Origin of the sequence: Nocardioides pini, assembly GCF_026712185.1 — a bacterium.
GTDB lineage: Bacteria > Actinomycetota > Actinomycetes > Propionibacteriales > Nocardioidaceae > Nocardioides > Nocardioides pini.
Map to the genome: position 1 here is coordinate 31031 of NZ_JAPPUX010000008.1, position 19793 is coordinate 50823.

Genomic DNA, 19793 nt, shown 5'->3' on the forward strand with positions numbered 1-19793 from the left:
GGAGCCAGAACAGGACTGCACCTCATGTCATCCACCACCTCCCTGCTCCCGCAGGGATCCCGGCACGAGCTCCCGACCGAGCTGCCGCCGCAGGCCGGCCGCGCCGCCGCCGGCATCGCGATCGTCCTGGTCGCCCAGCTGATGATCGTGCTCGACGCCACGGTCGTGAACGTCGCGCTCCCGCGCATCGATGCCGACCTCGCCTTCGGTCCCGCGTCCCTGTCGTGGGTCCTCAACGCCTACACGCTCGCCTTCGGCGGGCTCCTGCTCCTCGGCGGACGCCTCGGCGACGTCCTCGGCCGCCGCCGCACCTTCGAGGTCGGGCTCGCCGTCTTCACCGTCGCCTCCGCGCTCGGCGGGCTCGCCCAGACTCCGGGCCAGCTCGTGGCGACGCGCGCGCTCCAGGGCGTCGGCGCCGCCCTCGCCGCACCGAGCGTGCTGGCCCTGCTGACCACGAGCGCCCCCGACGACGCGGCCCGCAACCGCGCCCTCGCGCTCTTCGGAGCCGTCTCCTCGGGCGGCGCCTCCATCGGCCTCGTCCTGGGCGGCCTGCTCACCGACGTCGGCTCGTGGCGGTGGACGCTCTTCATCAACGTGCCCCTCGGGATCGTCGTGCTGCTGCTCGTGGGCCGCTTCGTCGACGAGACCGCACGTCGTCCCGGACGCTTCGACCTCGTCGGTGCCGCGAGCGCGACGGTCGGCGCCGTGTCCCTCGTGTGGGCCCTCATCGGTGCCCCCGAGCACGGCTGGGGCTCGGCGCGCACCGTGGCCGGCTTCGTCCTCGGTGCCGCACTGCTCCTGCTGCTGGCCCGCACCGAGGCCCGGCACCCGCACCCGATGGTGCAGCCGCACCTGGTCCGCAACCGTCGCCGCGTGGGCGCCCTCGTCGCGATGGCACTGGTCGTCGGCGCGAACCTGTCGATGTTCTTCCTGGTCGTCCAGTACGCGCAGACCGTGCTCGGCTTCGGGCCGCTGATGTCGGGCGTGGCGTTCCTGCCCTTCAGCCTCGGCATCTTCGCGATGTCGCGGGTGACCCCGTGGCTCATCGGCACGGTGGGACCGCGCGCGATGGTGCTGACCGGCACGGGTGCGCTCGCGCTCGGCTACGCCTGGCTCAGCGCCGCGGGGACGGACGGCACCTACCTCGGCACCGTCTTCGGTCCGATGGTGATCGCCGGTCTCGCCACCGGCCTCGTGTTCATGCCGATCACGGTCACCGTCCTCGCCGGCGTCGAGCCCGAGCACGCCGGCGCGGCGTCCGGTCTCCTGCAGACCACCCAGCAGCTCGGCAGCGCCGTCGGCGTGGCCGTCATCGTCTCGGTGTACGCGGCCGGGGCGGTGCCGGGCCAGCTGGTGCCCGGGCTGCAGGCGGCCTTCCTCACCTCGGCCGGCTTCGCCGCGCTGGCGCTCGTCGTGACGGCGGCCCTGCTCCGGGCGCCCGCGCCGCAGGTCGTCGAGCTCGTCGACCGCGAGCAAGAGGCCGTGGCCGAGGCGGCCTGACCGCTCGGGTGGAGCCCCGTCGGGTCGGCCGCGCGCCTACCGGCGGGGCTCCTCCGTGCGACCGCCAGGGGTCGGTTCGTGGACGTCCTCAAGCTCCTCGCGGTCGTCGTCGCGCCGCGACTCCTTGCCGCCAGCCCGCGCCCGCGCCTCGCGGGCAGCCTCCCGCTCGGCCTTGCGCGCGGCGCGCTCGGCGCGCTTCTCCTCCAGCGCCGCCCGCTTGGCCTCGCGCACCTGTTCCTTCTCCCTCGCGGCACGAGCAGCCGCCTCCTCCGAGGCGGTCCGCTCCAGCCGCGGCGTCTGCATCCGGGCGGGTCCGCCACGACCGCTCGCCATCCCGCGTGACGTCGTCCCGGCCCGCGCGGCCATGCCGCCGGCCATCCCGCCGATGGGTGGCGCGCCGGTGACCGGACGCCTCGCCCCGCCGTCGCGCCGACCGAGGAGCGCGCCGGCCGCGGCGGCGGACAGCGACGTCAGCCCGGCCGCGGACAGACCTGTCAGGTCGGGGACCTGGACCGCGGCGGCCGGCGCGGGCGGCGGCAGCGCGGACACACCGGGCACGCCGCTTTGGGCGGCACCCGGCACCGCGGTCGACGGCGGCGCGACCGTGCCGACCCCCGACTCCTCCCCGCTCGGCCCTCCGAACCCCGCGAAGCCGCCGCCGGTCAACGCCAGCAGCTCGGTGCGCACGGTGACCAGCTCGGCGCGGGCCGACCGGAGCCGGGCGCTCTCCTGGTCGAGCGCGACCGTGAGCCGGTGACGGATGTCGTCGGTCTCCGCCTGGCCGCGGGTCACCTTGCCGCGCTCGTCGTCCTCGGACGGTGTGAAGACCAGGTGCCGCGACTCCCCGACCAGCTCGTGCGGCACGGCGGCGACCGTCGTCCAGGCGCGGTCGAGCTCCTTCTGCGACGACGTCATCACGCCGGCGGACGCGCGAAGGCAGTCGGCGATCCGGTCGGCCAGGGTGGTGAAGCGGTCGAGATGGGCGAGCACCTGCCGGCGGTGCTGCTCGTAGCTCTCGGCGGACGCCGCGTCCCACCCCTCGGTGGCACGCCGCGCGGCGTCGACGAGCTCGTCCCCGCGACGCGACACCAGGGCGCTCACCTCGGTCCACCGCTGGGCGGCGGCCTCGAGCGGCCGGACGTCGGCGCGCAGCTCCCACGGGTTGGCCGGCACGGTCAGCGGCCCCCGGGCCCGGGCATCGTGCCGATCGGCCCCTCGCCCAGCAGGTGGGTGGCCCGCTCGAGCTCGGACGCCACCGCGTCGTCGGCGCGCAGGGCGTCGCGGGCGGCGTCGACGAGCCCGGCGACACCCAGCTCGAGGGCGCCGGCGAGCGTGGCCAGGACCTCGTCGGCGTCGGCCAGCGCATCGGCGTACGACGCCGCGAGGTTGGCGGTGCCGGCGGCGTCGCCGAGCGCCGCGCAGGCCCCGGCCAGCTCGTCGACCGCCTCGGCCCAGTCGTGCCGCATCGCGTCGATGACGCGCTCGGACGTGCCCGCCAGCTCCACCAGCCGGGCCGGCTCGACCTGCATCAGGGATCGCTTGCCGCGTGCGCTCACCTCAGCGGGATACCCGCCCCCGTGCCCGCCAAACACGGCAGCGGCCGGCCTGTGGACAGAGGATCGGGAGGACCGGTTTCACCGATGCCCGGACGGGGAAGGTCGATCCTCGAGCACCCAGCCCTCTCGGACCCCTCAGGAGCCGCGATGAACGCCGTGATGACCGTCGACCTCTCCGAGCTCGACGCCTGGTCCGCCCAGGTCCAGCGCGCGAGCGACGACCTGGCCGGCATCGCCCGCAACGGCGGCCACGCGCTCGTCCAGACCGACTTCGGTCCCATCCTCGAGACCATGATGGGCGCCTACAACGCCCTGCTGCCCTCGGTGCACCAGTCGCTCGAGGACAACGGCACCGGGATGCGCGACCACGCCGAGGCCCTGCGGGCCACCGCCCGCGACTTCACGCTGACCGAGGACGGCGTCGTACGCCGCCACCACGCCGCCGGCGTCGACGGCCGCGACGGGTCGAGTGGCTTCTGGGACGTCGCCGACACCACCATCCGGCGCGCGGGCCCCACCGAGGGCAGCCTCCCGCGGATCAGCTTCGGCTTCCCGTACGACACCGTGTGCGACCTGGTGCGGATGCTCACCGGCTTCGACATCCGCGCCGAGCTCGCCGACAGGATCGGCGGCGACGTCGTGGGCGCGTCCACCCAGGGGTCGTCGTTCGGTGCCCTCGGCCAGTCGCTGCACGGGGTCGCGGCCAACCTCGAGAGCGGCAGCCGGACCATCACCCAGAGCTGGCAGGGCGGTGCCTCCGACGCGGCCATCAGGCAGATCGGCTCCTGGGTCGGCTCGCTCGACGCCCAGGCCGGTCAGCTCGTCCGGATGGGCCAGACCGTCGTGCAGGTCTGCCGCGACGCGTGGCAGACCGCTCAGGCGGTCGTGCAGTGCGTGAAGGCCGCGGTGCAGACCGTCTCGGCGGCGCTCGCGACGATGAGCATCCCCGGCGTCGGCTGGGCCCGCGTCGTGCAGGCCGTCCTCCAGGCCTTCCAGACGGTGATGAAGGCCTACAAGGCGCTGATGACGCTCATCAACATCCTCCAGCAGGTGAAGTCGCTCATCGGGACCGTCCAGGGCTTCTTCGACGGTGACCGGGCACCGGTCTCCACGCCCGGCGTCGCCGTCTCGACCGGTACGCCGGGCAGCGTGACGCGGGACCCGGGCACGATCGCCACCCCGACGGTCGGCCGGCGCCCGACGCCGGTCGCGCCCGCTCCGGCGTAGCCTCCGATCATGGACGAACCACCCCACGCCGTTCTCCTCGTCCCCCGCTGCGCTCCTCCCTCCGACAACGCCGCGGGGACCCCGGAATGAGCGATCCCCGCAGCCAGAGCGAGATCCTGGCCGCGATCACCACCGCACGCGAGGACCTGACCTCGAGCCTGACCGACCTCCGGGCGAGCGTCGAGGAGCTCACCGCGCGCCCCCTGCTCACCGACGATGAGAGGCAGGCGCTCGAGGAGCAGGCCGCGTCGGGCGAGCTCGGCGACGACATGCGGACGCTCGTGGCCAGGATCCGCGGCGGCGAGGACACCTGGGAGCAGGTCTTCTCCGGCGAGTCGCCCAACGGCGTGCTGCTGAAGGGCCACCTCACCCGCCTGGTCGACGAGCACCAGGAGGACATCGCCCTCGCCTTCGAGGAGCTCGTCGAGGAGGAAGAGGCCCGGGGCAACTTCGTCCTCGACGACGTGCCCGGCGAGTGACGCCACGAACTACAGGTCTGTAGTTCGGCCGAACGTCTGTTACGCGTGTGACTCCTGTGGTTCGCTGGGTCCGCCTCGCCCTTCCCCGCTGTCTACGCCGGAGTTTCCCCATGCGCCGCGCCCGCCAGACCCGACCTCGAACCCTCGTCCGGACCGTGACGGCAGCCCTCGCGCTGGTGCTCGCCGCCCCGCTCGTCGGGTCGGCGACCGCGACCGCCGACGAGCCCGCGACCCAGGCCCGCACGCTCGCCTCGCAGCGCCAGGTCGCCCTCGCGACCCCGGGCGACTTCACCGGCTACGGCTTCGACCAGTGCGTCGCGCCGACCCAGTCGGCGATGGACGCGTGGTGGAAGAAGTCGCCGTTCACGGCCGTCGGCATCTACATCTCCGGCGACTCGCGCGCCTGCCGCACCCAGCCCAACCTCAGCTCCACCTGGGTCGCCACCCAGGTCGCCCGCGGGTGGCGCCTGCTGCCCATCGCGCTCGGCCCCCAGGCCTCCTGCCAGCCGCGCTTCCCGCGCTACAAGGACGACTTCAAGATCTCCCCCAGCCCGATCAACGGCTACGCCACCGCGGCCGCCCAGGGAGCGGCCGAGGCCGACAAGAACGCCGCCGACGCGATGGCGTACGGCATCGGCGCGGGCAGCACGATCTGGTACGACCTCGAGGGCTTCAACCTCGGCGACACCCACTGCCGCGAGTCCGCCCTGGTCTTCACCTCGGCGTGGGTCACCCGGATCAAGGCCCTCGGCTACACCGCCGGCTTCTACTCCAGCGCGAGCTCGGGCATCAAGATGCTCGACGACGCCCGCACCCAGCGCCCGGGCCAGTTCGCCCTGCCCGACCGCATCTGGATCGCGCGCTGGGACGGCAAGGCCGACACCTCCACCACCTACATCCCGGAGGACGGCTGGCGGCCCGGCGGGCGGATGAAGCAGTACCTCGGCGGCCACAACGAGACGTGGGGCGGCGTCACGATCAACATCGACAGCAACTACCTCGACCTCGGCGCCGGCTCCCAGCCCCGTCCGGAGGGCCGCTGCCCCGGCACCCGGCTCGGCTACTGGAAGTACCCCGCCCTCTCCCCGTCCTCCGCGAGGTCGACGCGGGTCAAGGTGCTGCAGTGCCTGCTCACCGAGCAGGGCACGTACTCGGGACCGGTCAACGGCTCGTACGACGCGGCCACCATCGCCGGTGCCCGCGCCTGGCAGGCCGCCCGCAAGTTCACCCCGAGCGACACCTTCGCGAAGCGGCACTGGACCGCGCTGCTCGCCGCGGGTGCCCGTACGACGGTCAAGCGCGGGTCGGTCGACGAGTCGGTGCACCGGCTCCAGCGGGCGCTCAACGCCGCCGGCGCGGGGCGCTTCAAGGCGACGGGCGTCTTCGACGCCAAGACCGAAGCGGCCGTGCGGACCTACCAGTCACGCCTGAGGATCGGGGTCTCCGGCGTCGCGACGCGCCAGACCTGGAACAAGCTGCAGCAGGGGCGCTGACCTGGATCGCTCCGTCGGTCTCCCCGCTCAGGCGGGGAAGCCGACACCTGTCGGGGTATACAACCCCCTCGAAGTGGCGGTCTCACCGCTCAGGCGGGGAAACCGCGCGCAAGGTAGAGCGCGAAAACCGCGCCTGAGGATCAGGCGGGAGGGCCGACGACGAGCGCGACGCCCGTCAGGCCGGCGACGGCGACCAGGCCGACGAGGGCACCCTGGGCCGGACGGCGGACCAGCCAGGCGGTGAGCCGCTCGAGGAGGCCGTGCGGCGCGTCGGCACGCAGGCGCCAGGCGCCGCCCAGCAGCCCCACGCGCTCGGCGTACCGCTCGAAGGGGACGGTCGCGAACGGCGGCACCGCCGCACCGAGGCCCAGCGCCAGCCGGCTGACGGGCCACTTCTGGTCGACGAAGAGAAGAGCCGTCACCAGGCAGTAGGCGATGAAGACGACGCCGTGGACCATGCCGAACACCTGCACGCCGAGCTCGGTGGTCTCGGTGACGTACTTGAGGAACATGCCGGTCAGCAGCAGCGCCCAGGTGACGGCCTCGGCGCGGGCGACGAGGCGGTAGAGGCGGGTGGGGCTCATGCGGGTGCTCATGCGAAGGCCTTCTCGGCGAGGGAGGTGAAGAAGCCGAGCCCGTCGGTGCCGGGACCGGTGAGGTCCTCGACCGCGTGCTCGGGGTGCGGCATCAGGCCGACCACGTTGCCGCGCTCGTTGGAGATGCCGGCGATGTCGCGCAGCGAGCCGTTGGGGTTGTCGCCGAGGTAGCGGGCGACCACCCGGCCCTCGCCCTCGAGCATGTCGAGCGTGGCCTCGTCGGCGACGAAGCCGCCCTCGCCGTTCTTGAGCACGATCGTGACCTCGGCACCCTCGGCGTAGGCCGAGGTCCACGGGGTGTCGACGCGCTCGATGCGCAGCCGCTGGTCGCGGCAGACGAACTTGCGGTGGTCGTTGCGGATCAGGGCGCCGGGCAGCAGGTGCGACTCGCAGAGGATCTGGAAGCCGTTGCAGATGCCGAGCACCGGCAGGCCCTTGCCGGCCGCCTCGACGACCGACGTCATCACCGGCGCGAAGCGCGAGATCGCCCCGCAGCGGAGGTAGTCGCCGTAGGAGAAGCCGCCGGGCAGCACGACCGCGTCGACGCCCTTGAGGTCGTCGTCGCCGTGCCACAGCGCGACCGCCTCGTTGCCACCGATGGTGACGGCACGGCGCGCGTCGACGTCGTCGAGCGAGCCGGGGAAGGTGACGACACCGACCTTCATGCGCGGCCGGCCTCGTGCGCGACCTCGGCCACGGAGTGCTCCTCGACGTGGACCTCGAAGTCCTCGATCACCGGGTTGGACAGCAGCGTGCGGGCGACGTCCTCGACCTCGGCGAGCACCGCGTCGGTGATCTCGCCGTCGACCTGGAGCTCGAACCGCTTGCCCTGCCGGACGTCGGTGACGAGGTCGAACCCGAGCCGGGGCAGCGCACCGAGCACCGCCTTGCCCTGGGGGTCGAGGATCTCGGGCTTGGGCATGACGTCGACGACGACTCGGGCCACGGGGATGCTCCTGGGTGACAGGGTGGGACGGGCGGTGCCGATTCTAGTGAGCCGCCGGGCGAGCGCTCCCGGTGGGCATGACGGTGGACGGAGCGGGTACGCGAGGGGTGGCCGCACGGCACGCGACAGGAGCACCAGATGGCACGGATCGGCATCTCCGGCTGGCGGTACGCCGGCTGGCGTGGCCACTTCTACCCGCCCGGGCTGCCGCAGCGCCTCGAGCTGTCCTACGTCGGCGAGCGGCTGAGCAGCGTCGAGGTCAACGGCTCCTTCTACTCCCTGCAGCGGCCCTCGAGCTGGCGCGCGTGGGCCTCCCAGGTGCCCGAGGACTTCCTGTTCGCGGTGAAGGGCCCGCGCTTCGTCACGCACATGAAGAAGCTCAACGACGTCGAGGCACCGCTCGCCACCTTCCTCGCCTCGGGCGTGCTGTCGCTGGGTGAGCGGCTCGGCCCGGTCCTGTGGCAGCTCCCGCCCAACCTGGGCTTCCACCCCGACCGCCTCGCCGCGTTCTTCGACCTCCTGCCGCGCACGACCGCCGCCGCGTCGTCGTACGCCGCCGCCCACCACGACCCCGACAAGCTCAAGGAGCCCGCCGACACCTCCACCCCGGCGGACCGCCCGCTGCGCCACGTGCTCGAGGTGCGGCACACCTCCTTCCGCACGGCCGAGTTCTGCGAGCTGCTGCGCGCGCACGACATCGGGATGGTGGTGGCCGACTCCGCCGGCACGTGGCCGATGTTCGACGAGGTGACCAGCGGTGTCGCCTACGTCCGGCTGCACGGCGACACCGAGCTCTACGCCAGCGGCTACTCCGACGCCGCCCTCGACCGCTGGGCCGAGAAGGTGCGCGCCTGGGAGGCCGACGGCCTCAACGTCTTCGTCTACTTCGACAACGACGCCAAGGTGCACGCACCCTTCGACGCCCTCGCGCTCCAGGAGCGGCTGGGGATCAGCCGGGCGTCCCCGTGACCTGTTGGGCACGAGCACCCATGCAGGCAGTTCACGCTGGAGAGCACCGACGCTGAGGGTGAGGACGACGACGACAGACGCGAACTGCCTTCACCGTGCACGACAGGCAGTACGTCACTCGCGCCGGCGGGCGGCGACGATCACCAGGCCGACCCCCAGGCCGGCGACGAGGGGTCCGGGGATCGCCCAGATGCTCTGGTCGGTCATCGGGCTGCCCTCGAGGTAGCCGAGACCCTGCAGGGTCCAGACCGCGCCGGTGAGCACCATCAGCACGCCGAGCGCGATGCCGAGCGCACGCATCAGGCGAGCTCGCGCTTGAGGATCTTGCCGGTCGCCGTCATCGGCAGGGCGTCGACGAACTGCACGATGCGGGGGTACTTGTAGCCCGCCATCTGCTCCTTGCCCCACGCGACGAGCTCGTCCTCGGTCACCGTGGCGCCGTCCTTGCGGATGACGACGGCCTTGATCTCCTCGCCGTGGCTCTCGTTCGGCACGCCGATGACGGCGGCGAGCGAGACGTCGGGGTGGGTGAGGAGGACCTCCTCGATCTCGCGGGGGTACACGTTGTAGCCGCCGCGGATGATCATGTCCTTGGACCGGTCGACGATGTAGTACCAGCCGTCGGCGTCCTTGCGACCGAGGTCGCCGGAGCGGAACCAGCCGTCCACGATCGCCTCGGCGGTCGCGTCGGGACGGCCGTAGTAGCCCTTCATGATGTTGGGGCCCTTGATCGCGATCTCGCCGATCACGTCCTCCGCGTCCTCGACGTCCTCGCGCACCCCGGGCTCCGGGTTGATCAGCTTCATCTCCACGCCCGGGATCGGCTTGCCGATCGAGCCCACCCGCACGGGCTCGCCCCACACGGAGAAGCTCGCGACCGGGGAGGTCTCCGAGAGCCCGTAGCCCTCGAGGATCGTCACGCCGAAGCGGCGCTCGAACTCGTGGTGCACCTCGACCGGCAGGGCCGAGCCGCCCGCGACCGCGACCCGCACCCGGTCGGCGACCTTCTTCACGTCGACGCCGGAGTCGTCGAGCGCTCCGAGCAGGCCCCAGTACATCGTCGGGACGCCGGCGAAGAAGGTGACGCCCTCCCGCTCCATCAGCGTCAGGGCCGGGCCGGCCTCGAAGCGCGGCAGCAGCACGACGGTGCCGCCGAAGGCGAAGCCGGCGTTCATGATCACCGTCTGCCCGAACGAGTGGAACAGCGGCAGCACGCACAGCAGCGTGTCGGGGTTGTCGGAGTCGGCCCCGAAGAGCGCGTCGCTGGCGAGGGCGTTGCTGATCATGTTGCGATGCATCAGCTCGGCACCCTTGGGCTGCCCGGTGGTGCCCGAGGTGTAGAGGATGACAGCGGTGTCGTCGCCGTCGACCTCGCGCGTCTCGAACACCGGCGACTGTCCCTTGAGCGCCTGGCCGAGCGTCTCGGCGCCCTCGATCGGCGACTCGGCGGCCGGGTCGGCCGTGATCAGGAAGAAGTGCTCGCACGAGTCGGTCTGCTCGAAGCCCGCGTGCCCCTCGGCGCCGATCGGCAGCTCGGGGGTGCCCTGGAAGCAGAAGTACGCCTTCGCGTCCGAGTCGTCGAGGTGGTAGGCGACCTCGCGCCCCTTGAGCAGGACGTTGAGCGGCACCACGGTCGCCCCGGCCTTGAGGATGCCGTAGTAGACGATCGGGAAGTACGGCAGGTTGGGGCAGCTGAGCGCCACCTTGTCGCCCGGCTCGATGCCGCGCGAGACCAGCAGGTTGGCGACCTGGTTGGCGGCGGCGTTCACCTGGGCGTAGGTCAGGCGGGTGTCGCCCAGCACCACGGCCGTACGGTCCGGGTGGGCCTCGGCGGAGCCTTCGAGGAGCGAGGAGAGGTTCGGCATGGCGCCAACCTACTCACGCCTCCCGATGACGTCAGCCCTCGGAGCGTTGCGCGATGCGGTGGCCGGCGGTCTTCAGGTCGGCGGCGATCGCGCGCCCGGCCAGCAGCCCCGAGCTCCTTGCGGCGACGGCGTACATCCCGGCGCCTGACACCTCCCCCTCGGCCACGACTCGGCAGCCCTCGCGGGTGCCGGTGAAGCGGAGCCGCAGTGTGGCCTCCACGCCCCGCCAGGTGCCGCGCTCGGCCCACGACCGGAACGGCGCGAACTCGACGACCTCCAGGCGGGGGCGTACGCCGACCACGGTCAGCTCGGTCCACGTCTGGCCCAGGTGGGGCTCCTCGTCCTCGGGCACGTCGACCGAGAGCAGGCTCGACTGCCACTCCGGGCGACGCCGCGGGTCGACGAGGTAGGCGAACGCCTCCTCGGCCGGGTGCGGCAGCTCCACGGTCGCCGTGAAGCGGCGCGAGGTCAGAACGTCTCCCCGGTCAGCAGCTCGTAGGCCTCGACGTAGCGCGCGCGGGTGCGGTCGACGACGGCCTCGGGCAGCGGTGGCGGCGCCTCGCCGGACGTGCGGTCCCAGCCGGACTCCCCGGTGAGCCAGTCGCGCACGATCTGCTTGTCGTACGACGCCTGGGCGCGGCCGGGCTGCCACTCGTCGGCCGGCCAGAAGCGGGAGCTGTCGGGGGTGAGGACCTCGTCGGCGAGGATCGTGGTGCCGTCGGGTCGCCGGCCGAACTCGAGCTTGGTGTCGGCCAGGATGATGCCGCGCTCGCGGGCGACGAGGTGCGCCTTGCCGTAGACCTCCATCGTCAGCATCCGCAGCTCGGCCGCGGCGTCGTCACCGACGGCCTCGACGACCGCCTCGTAGTCGACGTTCTCGTCGTGGTCGCCGAGCTCGGCCTTGGTGGCGGGGGTGAAGATCGGCTCGGGCAGCCGGCTGCCGTCCTGGAGGCCCGCCGGGAGCGGGATGCCGCAGACCTCGCCGCTGCGCTGGTAGTCGAGCAGGCCCGAGCCGGTGAGGTAGCCGCGGGCGACGCACTCGACCGGGAACATGTCGAGCCGCTCGCAGACCACCGCGCGCCCGGCGACGGAGGCCGGCACGTCGGTGGAGACCACGTGGTTGCCGACCAGCCCGGCGAGCTGGTCGAACCACCACAGCGACATCCGGGTCAGGATCTCGCCCTTGTCGGGGATGGTGGTGTCGAGGACGAAGTCGTAGGCGGAGATGCGGTCGCTGGCGACCATCAGCAGCCGGCCCTCGTGCTGCCCCGAGTCGATCCGGTAGAGGTCGCGGACCTTGCCGGAGTGGAGGTGCGTGGTGCCCTCGATCGGAGGGGCTGCGGGGATGTTCAGCTCGGCTGCCACGCGCCGAGCCTAGCCGTCACCGGCGGTGCAGCCACCAGCTCATCCGGCGCGTCATCCAGGGCAGGAAGACGTAGGTCATGAGTGGCGTCATCACCGACGTCACCAGCACCACGCGCGGCACCAGCGGCCAGCCGCCGATGGTGCGGGAGGCGATGAAGTTCGCGAGCAGGCTCAGCGGCAGGAAGACCATGAAGATGACGACCATCTGCTTCCAGCGGGGCGGCGCGACCGGGGCGGCGCTCAGCGCCTCGACCGAGGCCGGCTCGTCGAACCACCCCTCGATGCCCGTACGTCGCTCGCGCCGCCGCTCCTCCACGCTGCCGTGGGCCGCCTCGAGCCACCACTCGCGCTGCGGGGAGGCCTCCCAGGTGGCGAGGGAGTCGTTGTCGGCGAAGCGGTAGAGCATGTGCCACTCCGACGAGTCCGCGCTCGGCCGCACCCAGCCCGAGCCGAGGAAGCCGTCGAACCGCTCCGCCAGCGACGTGCCCGCCTGCACCCACGCCAACATCTCGGTCGTGCGGGAGGGGTCGACGTGACGGGTGACGGACACGGTCACGGGGGCGCTCATGGTGCCCAGTGTCGGGCGCGGACGCCGCCGGGGCGAAGCCGGCAGCGACGAGATCCCCGCCACGCGGCGCCCGGCCTGAGGCACCTCGGGTGGCGACCGCCCACCTCAGGCGGGCGGAGATAAGGCGTCTGCCCGATGTGGGGCGGGGGGCCTTAGCCGCAGCGTGGAGGCATCCACCAGCACCGTCAGGAGCCCGCCATGAACAGCACCGCCATCGACACCACCGCCCGCATCGCCTCCTTCCACCGCGCCGACGTCGCCCGCGCGGTCGCCGCGACCCGCGGCGCACATCGTACGCGCCAGCCCGCCGAGCCGGTCGTCACCGAGGTCCCGTCGCCGCGCCGCAGCGGGTGGAGCCGCTGGTTCCCCGCACCCCGCCCGGCCCACTGATGCCGGTCGCACGTGCCGACCGTCCGCCCGTGGTCAAGGGCCTCGTCGCCTGCGACCATCGGCACATGGGCGGGAGGCTCGTCGGCCGCGAGGCCGAGCTCGACCGGATCGCCGGCGCCGTCGTGAGCGCCCGCGCCGGCACCAGCCGCTGCCTGCTCGTCACCGGCGAGGCCGGCATCGGCAAGAGCCGCCTCGTCGCCGAGGCAGTGGCGGACCTCGACGACGCGCTCGTGCTCACCGGCCACGCCGCCGACATGACGACGGGCGAGATCCCGTTCGGCGTCGTCGCCGACACGCTCCGCGACCTCGTGCGCGCCGCCGGCGTCGACGTGCTGGCGCAGGCCGAGCGCGAGGCGCTCGCACCGCTGCTCCCCGGCGCCGCCCCGCGCCAGCCGGTCGAGCGCGTGCAGCTGCTCTCGGCGTTCCTCGACCTGCTCGAGCGACTGGCCCGCGTCCGGCTCGTCGTGTGGGTGGTCGAGGACCTGCACTGGGCCGACTCCGCGACGCGGGACCTCGTCGGCCTCGCGGCGCGGACCCTGCCGGCCGGGCTGCTGATCGTGGCCACGGTGCGCACCGACGACCCCGAGCGCACGCCGGGCGCCGAGGCCGCGCTGACGTCGTACGTCGCCGGGCTGGCGCGGGCCCCCGGGTGCGAGGTGCTGGCGCTGTCGCGGCTGAGCCCGGACGCGGTCCAGCGCCAGCTGCGAGACCTGCTCGGCGCGCGCCCGCCGGCGGAGGTCGCCAGTCGCGTGGAGCGGCTCAGCGACGGCATCCCGTTCGTGGTGGAGGAGCTGGTGGCCGCCGCCGGGAGGCCCGAGCTCACCACGGCTGCAGCTGTCGCGGCCGGGCGGCTGGGCGGCCTCTCCCCCGAGACCCGCCGGCTGGTGGAGGCCGCGGCGGTGGGCGACGGCCACCTGCGGATCAGCCTGCTCGAGCAGGTCCTCGACGTCACCCCCGACGAGCTCGACGCCGCGCTGGTCGAGGCGCTCCGCGCGGGCATCCTCACGACCGACCACGAGCGCGACGCGGTGGGCTTCCGGCACGCGCTGCTGCGCGAGGCGACCAGCCGCGAGACCGGGCCGGGTGCTCGACGATCGTGGCACCGCCGGTGGGCCGAGGTGCTGGAGGACAACCCGGGCGTGCTGGCCGGGGACCCGGCGCTCCTCGCGATCGCCGAGCACTGGCACCAGGCCCGCGACGTACGACGCGCCCTGGCCGCGACCGTCGCCGCGCTGCCGGCGGCAGGACGGATCTGCCGGGCGGACGAGGAGCTGGCGTTGTGGGCGCGGCTCCTGCGCGGGTACGCCGCCGTGGACGACGCGGCCGGGGTGACGGGCCTGAGCATCCGGGAGGCCTACGCCCGATCGGCGCTCACCGCAGGCGTTGCCTCCTTCGCCGCGGAGCGGGAGTGGGTCGAGGCCGTGCCCACCGAGCTGCTCACCGAGCCGGTCCGCAGGTTCCACGCGCTGCGCAACGTCTTCCACGGCAAGGGCGAGGCCAACGCGTACGCCGACGACGAGCTGCTGGCCATCTCATCGGCGGTCGACGAGGAGGAGAACGACCTGCTCGCCGTGATGGTGCGGGCGTTCACCGGCAGCAACCTGACGCAGCACACCGAGCGCGGCGACGAGCTCATCGCTCGCGCCTGGACCGACGCCCGCCGGCTCGGCGACACCCGGGTCGCCTTCATGGTGGCCGCGGTCGAGTCCTACCGCGCCCAGGTGCTCGGCGATCCGGAGGGCGCGGCGGCACGGCTTCGCGAGGTGCTCGAGGAGATCGGCGACACCACGTGGGTGGGGGTCTTCCACCTGTGGGGCAACCTCGCCTGGTGCGAGGTGGTGTGTGGCAACCACGAGCGCGCGGACGCGGCGGTGACCGAGGCGCTGTCGCGGATCCCCCGCCCGCACCTGACGATCAACGTCTGGGAGCACCTGGTCGAGAACGCCACCGCCACCTGGATGCTGACCGGCCAGTGGGCCCGTGCGCGCGACCTCTTCGAGGCGTCCGGACCCTGGTGGGAGGACGACGTCCGCACTAGCAACGCGCGGCACGACCTGCTCACGCTCCAGCAGCGCGGGACTGCCGACCTCGAGCGGTGGAACGCCCACCTCGACTCCCCCGCGCCCGGCGGTGCCGCCAGTTGCATGGTCCGGGAGCTCCTCGGCGCGGGCGCCGCCGCGCGGGGGGACCTCCGTGCGATGCGCACCGCCATCCGCCCGCTGTGGACCGGTGACCGACTCACGCTCGACGACGACCAGCTGTGGTTCACCGCCGTCCTCGCCGCGCGGGCCGAGGCCGACGCCTCCCTGGCGGGTGCCCGAGACGACGAGGCCGAGGCTGGGGAGCACCTGTCGGAGGTCGAGGCGGCTGCGCAGCGGTTCCGCCGTTTCGGCCGGCTCGGCGAGGTCTGGCCGCTCGACCTCGCCGCCCAGCTCGACCGGTTCCACGGCCGCGACGCGGGGCCGGCGCTGCGGGAGGCACTCGCGGGGTGGGAGCGGATCGGCCACGTGCCCGACGTGGCGATCACCCACCTGTCGCTGGCCGAGCAGGAGGCCACCCACGGCGACCGCGACGCCGCTCGGCGCCACCTCGCGGCCGGTCGCGAGATCGCGGAGCGGCTCGAGGCTGTTCCCCTGCTGGCGCGCGCGGACGCGCTGGCGGAGAGGTACGCGCTGGCCCCACGCGAGCGGCGTACGGACGGTGTGCTGACCGAGCGCGAGGTCGAGGTGCTGCGACTGGTCGCCGACGGGATGACCAACGGGCAGATCGGGGTGAAGCTCTTCATGTCGCCCAAGACGGCGAGCGTCCACGTCTCGCACATCCTCGCCAAGCTCGACGCGGCCAACCGCACGGAGGCCGCGGCGACGGCGCGACGCCGGGGGCTGCTCGGCTGAGCCGACGGACGCACGGGCGCCAGCTCTGGCGAAGCATTGTCTAGTGACTTAGTCTACTAAGACTCAGACATCGTCCCAGGGAGGGAACGTGCCCCGAGCTCCACGCCCCGACTTCCTCGTGATCGGCGCCCCCAAGGCCGGCACGACCGCACTACACGCCGCACTGGCCCAGCATCCGGACGTGTTCGTCTCGGACCCGAAGGAACCGAAGTTCTGGCTGTGCGACGGTGCACCGCCGCCGGCCTGGCGCGGGCCGGGCGACCAGCACTCGCAGCAGGAGTGGATCTGGCGCGCCGACCGCTACTTCCCGCTCTTCGCCCCGGCGGCGCAGCACCAGGCCCGCGGCGAGAGCACGCCGTTCTACCTGTGGAGCCGCGGCGCACACCGCCGCATCGCCGAGGACCTGCCCGACGTGCGGCTGGTCGCCGTGGTGCGCGACCCGGTGGACCGCGCCTACAGCAACTGGATGCACCTCTGGTCCGACGGGCTCGAGCCGGAGGCCGACTTCGTGGCGGCGTTCGGTCGCGAGGACGAGCGGGTGCGTGCCGGCTGGGCGCCCTTCTGGCGCTACCGCGAGCTGGGGAGGTACGGCGAGCAGCTGGCGCACCTGCACCGCTACGTCGACCCCGAGCGCATCCTCGTCATCCGCTACCGCGACCTCGTCGACGCGCCCGGCGCGACGGTCGACCGGGTGAGCCGGTTCCTCGGGATCCGGGAGGGCCTGGTCGACTCGATCCCACGCGACAACTCGCGCAGCTTCGTCCCTCCCGGCTGGCGGCCGAAGGTCTTCGGACCCGTCGTGCGCACCGGCGCGCGGCTCGGGCAGTTCGCCCCGCCGCAGGTGTGGCGGGCGATCCACCCGTTGTCGCTCGGCCTGCTGGGCGACCACCCCGACGCGCACCGACCCCGCCTCGACGCAGCCAGCCGGCAGCGGCTGATCGAGGGCTACACGGACGACATCGACCTCCTCGGCGAGCTCACCGGGCAGGACTTCGGCGACTGGCTCAACCCGGAGAGCCGGGGGTCGTTCGCCCAGCGCACCGCCACCGTGACCCGCCTCGGCGAGCGGGACGCCGGCGCGGACGCAGCGACGGCCGGCCGCGCGAACGGGACGGCCCGCGAGGTCAGCGCACGCAGGTGACGAGGTCGTGCGCGCCGTCGGGACGCGCAGCCTCGACGTAGTAGCGCACCCGGCCGTCGGGCAACGGCACGGCGGCGGCGTAGCGGAAGGCGCCGTCGGAGTGGGGCGACGCGATCGGCGGCTGCGCGCTGCGGGTCAGGGCGGCGCCGTCCCACGTGGCCACCCCGGTGGTCTCGAACCAGTTGGACTCGGCGTCCGGCCGGCCGTCGTACAGCACCGTGCCGTCGGGCAGCACCGCGCTGACCCGCGCGCCGCGGGCGTCCCACTGGCCCTCCCGGCCGGCGAGCACCTCGCCGTGGTCATCCCACGCCAGGCCGTCGGCGCTGGTGAGCCGGCGGGTGGTCATCCGGTCCTCGTGGCCGGGCTCGTCCAGGGGGTGGCAGCACAGCCACATCTCGTAGCCCTGCTCGCCCACGGTGATCACCGGGTCCTTGACGCCCGTGTCGCGGTCGCCCTCGTGCACGCGGCGTCGTACGCCGTCGGGCAGCCCCTCGACCGTGTCGGCGGTGAGGCTGTCCACCCACCAGTGCTTGGAGCCGGGGGTCGCGCAGGACAGGTAGAGCCGCCACCCGCCCTCGCGGAGCGGCACCAGCACGGGCCGCTCGAAGGACTCGGCGCCGAACGCCTCGCGCGCCACCTCGGTGACCGGCTCGAAGGTGAGGCCGTCGTCGGAGCGCGCGACGACCACCGAGACGCCCCGACCGTCGGTCAGCGGCCGACGCACCCGCCAGGTCAGCCAGAACACCCCGTCGACCAGCACGGCGCTCGCGGCCCCGGCCCAGTTGCCCGCTCCCGGGCCCGGGGCCGGCACCACGACCTGGACGTCGTCGTAGGTCGGTGGTGCTGATGTCGCGGTCGTCATGCACCCACGATAGTCGACAAGATCACTAGAGTTCGACGGCGCGACGGGACCGTCAGCCGGTGACCTGGAACGACGAGGCGCCGCTCGGCGCCGCGTCGCGGACGGCGACGTCGCGCACCCGAGCGGACGGCGGCCCGTGCCGGCACCACTCCACGAGCGCGTCGACGGCGTCGTCCTCCCCCTCGGCGTGCACCAGCACGGTGCCGTCGACCTCGTTGCGCACCCAGCCCGTGACGCCGAGCTGCTGGGCCCGCTCCTGGGTGTGCCACCGGAACGCCACGCCCTGCACCTGACCGGTCACCCGCAACTGGATCGCCTTCATGCCCCCATCCTGCCCCTCCCGCCGGGCGGTCCTCGGCGCTGGCGCCGGGTGAGAGGCTGGCCCGGATGACGCAGGACGAGCAGGCCGCGCGCACGAGCCGCGACGAGACGGCGTACGAGCCCGACCCCCGTCGGTGGCGCGTGCTGGCCGTGTCACTGGTCGTGGGCTTCATGTCGCTGCTCGACGTCACGATCGTCAACGTCGCCGTGCCGTCCATCCGCGCCGGGCTCGACACCTCGGCCGCGACCATCCAGTGGGTGGTGTCGGGCTACGCGCTGGCCTTCGGCATGACCCTCGTCGCCGGCGGCCGCCTCGGCGACGCGCACGGCCGGCGCCGGATGATGACGATCGGGCTGATCGGCTTCGTCCTCTCCAGCGCCGCCGTCGGGCTCGCACCCAACGCGGCCGCCATCGTGCTCGCCCGCCTCGTGCAGGGCGCGAGCGCCGGCCTGCTCACCCCGCAGAACTCCGGTCTCATCCAGCAGCTCTTCCGCGGCGCCGAGCGCGGCCGGGCCTTCGGCATGTTCGGCTTCACCGTGGCCGTGGCGTCGGCGACCGGGCCCCTCATCGGCGGCCTGCTGATCGGCCTGCTCGGCGAGGAGAACGGCTGGCGGTCCCTCTTCCTCATCAACGTGCCGATCGGCCTCGTGGCGCTCGTGCTGATCCGCCGGCTCGTGCCGGACAACACCGTCGGCGCCGGCCCCGAGGGGGCACCGAAGGACTCCCGCATCGACCTCGTCGGCGCGGTCCTGCTGGGCCTGGCCGTGCTGGCGGTGTTGTTCCCGCTGATCAGCCTCGAGGGCGGCGCCGGCCTGCCGCTGGTCGTGCTGATCGCCTTCCCGCCACTGGCGTGGGCGTTCGTGCGGTGGGAGGCGCGGACCGTCCGGATGGACCGGCCGCCGCTGCTCGACGTGTCGCTGCTGCGCGGCCTGCCCGGCTACGCCAACGGCCTGCTCGTCGGGACGCTCTACTTCACCGGCTTCACCGGCATCTTCCTGGTGCTGTCGGTCCACCTGCAGGAGGGCGAGGGCTTCTCACCGCTGCAGGCCGCCCTGCTGATGACGCCGTTCGCCGTCGGCGCCGCCACCACCTCACCGCTCGCCGGCCGGCTCGTGGGCCAGCTCGGGCGGCGGGTGACCCTGGTCGCGCTCGGGGTGATGATGACCGGCACGGCGCTCGCGGCGTGGCTGGTGACCTCGCCCTTCGACACCCTGTGGTGGACCCTCGCGCCCGCGATGTTCCTCGCCGGCGTCGGCGGCGGTGGCGTCATCTCCCCGAACTTCACGCTCTCCCTCGCCGAGGTGCCGCCCGCGATGGGTGGCGCGGCGGGTGGTGCGCTGCAGACCGGCCAGCGGATCGGGTCGGCCCTCGGCGCGGCCCTGCTGATGACCGTCTACCAGGCCGCCGCCTCCGTGACCTCGGCGCCGGTCGCGGCCCGGGCGGCCCTGCTGGCCGCGCTCGCGGTGCTCTCGCTCGCGTTCGCCGCCGCCGTCCGCTCCTGGCGGCTCGGCGACTGACGAGCACGGTCCGTCAGCGATCCCCGGGGCAGCCGCCGGCCCCGAACGGTGGCAACTTGTCTGGGAAGTCCGACACTTGTAGGCCGGTACAACCCCCACCATG

Annotated in this window: 21 protein-coding genes; 9 read left to right on the forward strand and 12 right to left on the reverse strand. The window is 73.5% G+C overall.

All coding sequences use genetic code 11. The features are described 5' to 3' along the window. Nucleotides 1-24 precede the first annotated feature (24 nt). The gene (locus NYO98_RS21245; protein WP_268113891.1) at nt 25-1500 is read left to right on the forward strand and encodes an MFS transporter; all 1476 of its coding nucleotides are present in this window, start codon (nt 25-27) and stop codon (nt 1498-1500) included. Nucleotides 1501-1536: 36 nt separating this feature from the next. On the opposite strand, the gene NYO98_RS21250 is transcribed toward NYO98_RS21245, so the two are convergent. Beyond that, nucleotides 1537-2673, reverse strand: a complete 1137-nt coding sequence (locus NYO98_RS21250; protein WP_268113892.1) for a hypothetical protein — start codon at nt 2671-2673, stop codon at nt 1537-1539. 2 nt (nt 2674-2675) lie between these two features. After that, the gene (locus NYO98_RS21255) at nt 2676-3056 is read right to left on the reverse strand and encodes a hypothetical protein (protein WP_268113893.1); all 381 of its coding nucleotides are present in this window, start codon (nt 3054-3056) and stop codon (nt 2676-2678) included. A gap of 147 nt (nt 3057-3203) precedes the next feature. On the opposite strand from NYO98_RS21255, the gene NYO98_RS21260 reads away from it, so the two are divergent. From NYO98_RS21260 to NYO98_RS21270, 3 genes are all read left to right on the forward strand, one after another. Continuing rightward, a complete protein-coding gene (locus NYO98_RS21260) occupies nt 3204-4283 on the forward strand; it encodes a type VII secretion target (protein WP_268113895.1) in 1080 nt (359 codons plus the stop codon). A gap of 86 nt (nt 4284-4369) precedes the next feature. Continuing rightward, nucleotides 4370-4762, forward strand: a complete 393-nt coding sequence (locus NYO98_RS21265) for a hypothetical protein (RefSeq protein WP_268113897.1) — start codon at nt 4370-4372, stop codon at nt 4760-4762. A 155-nt stretch (nt 4763-4917) separates the two neighbouring features. Further along, entirely contained in the window at nt 4918-6255 is a 1338-nt protein-coding gene (locus NYO98_RS21270) for a glycoside hydrolase domain-containing protein (RefSeq protein WP_268113898.1), read from the forward strand. A 140-nt stretch (nt 6256-6395) separates the two neighbouring features. On the opposite strand, the gene NYO98_RS21275 is transcribed toward NYO98_RS21270, so the two are convergent. From NYO98_RS21275 to purS, 3 genes are read right to left on the reverse strand one after another with little or no spacing between them, the layout of a single operon-like run. Further along, nucleotides 6396-6851: a DUF3817 domain-containing protein gene (locus NYO98_RS21275; RefSeq protein ID WP_268113900.1), complete on the reverse strand. Its 456-nt coding sequence runs from the start codon at nt 6849-6851 to the stop codon at nt 6396-6398. Further along, complete coding sequence (gene purQ, locus NYO98_RS21280) at nt 6848-7516, reverse strand: phosphoribosylformylglycinamidine synthase subunit PurQ (protein WP_268113901.1); 669 nt, start codon at nt 7514-7516, stop codon at nt 6848-6850. Before purQ ends, NYO98_RS21275 begins: the two co-directional genes overlap by 4 nt. After that, nucleotides 7513-7797: a phosphoribosylformylglycinamidine synthase subunit PurS gene (gene purS, locus NYO98_RS21285; RefSeq protein WP_268113903.1), complete on the reverse strand. Its 285-nt coding sequence runs from the start codon at nt 7795-7797 to the stop codon at nt 7513-7515. Before purS ends, purQ begins: the two co-directional genes overlap by 4 nt. Before the next feature lie 138 nt (nt 7798-7935). Between purS and NYO98_RS21290 the strand changes: the two genes are divergently transcribed. Beyond that, the gene (locus NYO98_RS21290) at nt 7936-8766 is read left to right on the forward strand and encodes a DUF72 domain-containing protein (RefSeq protein ID WP_268113904.1); all 831 of its coding nucleotides are present in this window, start codon (nt 7936-7938) and stop codon (nt 8764-8766) included. A 114-nt stretch (nt 8767-8880) separates the two neighbouring features. Here NYO98_RS21290 and NYO98_RS21295 read toward each other — a convergent pair whose 3' ends face one another. From NYO98_RS21295 to NYO98_RS21315, 5 genes are read right to left on the reverse strand one after another with little or no spacing between them, the layout of a single operon-like run. Continuing rightward, nucleotides 8881-9066 (reverse strand): hypothetical protein, encoded by a 186-nt coding sequence (locus NYO98_RS21295; RefSeq protein WP_268113905.1) that lies wholly within the window; start codon nt 9064-9066, stop codon nt 8881-8883. Continuing rightward, nucleotides 9066-10631 (reverse strand): long-chain-fatty-acid--CoA ligase, encoded by a 1566-nt coding sequence (locus tag NYO98_RS21300; protein ID WP_268113906.1) that lies wholly within the window; start codon nt 10629-10631, stop codon nt 9066-9068. Before NYO98_RS21300 ends, NYO98_RS21295 begins: the two co-directional genes overlap by 1 nt. Before the next feature lie 31 nt (nt 10632-10662). Further along, complete coding sequence (locus NYO98_RS21305; RefSeq protein ID WP_268113944.1) at nt 10663-11211, reverse strand: SRPBCC family protein; 549 nt, start codon at nt 11209-11211, stop codon at nt 10663-10665. After that, on the reverse strand, nt 11100-11996 hold the full coding sequence (locus NYO98_RS21310) for a phosphoribosylaminoimidazolesuccinocarboxamide synthase (RefSeq protein ID WP_268113907.1): 897 nt from the start codon (nt 11994-11996) through the stop codon (nt 11100-11102). The genes NYO98_RS21305 and NYO98_RS21310 overlap by 112 nt, the downstream gene beginning before the upstream one ends. A 16-nt stretch (nt 11997-12012) precedes the next feature. After that, complete coding sequence (locus NYO98_RS21315; protein ID WP_268113908.1) at nt 12013-12564, reverse strand: antibiotic biosynthesis monooxygenase; 552 nt, start codon at nt 12562-12564, stop codon at nt 12013-12015. Between the two features lie 198 nt (nt 12565-12762). Here NYO98_RS21315 and NYO98_RS21320 point away from each other — a divergent pair, with 198 nt between their 5' ends. From NYO98_RS21320 to NYO98_RS21330, 3 genes are all read left to right on the forward strand, one after another. After that, a complete protein-coding gene (locus tag NYO98_RS21320; protein ID WP_268113909.1) occupies nt 12763-12954 on the forward strand; it encodes a hypothetical protein in 192 nt (63 codons plus the stop codon). Between the two features lie 65 nt (nt 12955-13019). Next, nucleotides 13020-15848, forward strand: coding sequence for an ATP-binding protein (locus NYO98_RS21325; RefSeq protein ID WP_268113910.1), 2829 nt, complete (start codon nt 13020-13022; stop codon nt 15846-15848). Between the two features lie 88 nt (nt 15849-15936). After that, nucleotides 15937-16989 carry a sulfotransferase family protein gene (locus NYO98_RS21330; protein WP_268113911.1) on the forward strand — a complete coding sequence of 351 codons (1053 nt, stop codon included), beginning with the start codon at nt 15937-15939 and terminating at the stop codon, nt 16987-16989. Here the strand turns inward: NYO98_RS21330 and NYO98_RS21335 are convergent. After that, on the reverse strand, nt 16973-17851 hold the full coding sequence (locus tag NYO98_RS21335; RefSeq protein WP_268113912.1) for a hypothetical protein: 879 nt from the start codon (nt 17849-17851) through the stop codon (nt 16973-16975). The two genes, NYO98_RS21330 and NYO98_RS21335, sit on opposite strands and share 17 nt — an antisense overlap. Before the next feature lie 52 nt (nt 17852-17903). Beyond that, nucleotides 17904-18173 (reverse strand): acylphosphatase, encoded by a 270-nt coding sequence (locus NYO98_RS21340; protein ID WP_268113913.1) that lies wholly within the window; start codon nt 18171-18173, stop codon nt 17904-17906. A 65-nt stretch (nt 18174-18238) separates the two neighbouring features. Between NYO98_RS21340 and NYO98_RS21345 the strand changes: the two genes are divergently transcribed. Beyond that, nucleotides 18239-19690 (forward strand): MFS transporter, encoded by a 1452-nt coding sequence (locus tag NYO98_RS21345; protein ID WP_268113914.1) that lies wholly within the window; start codon nt 18239-18241, stop codon nt 19688-19690. Nucleotides 19691-19793: the final 103 nt, after the last annotated feature.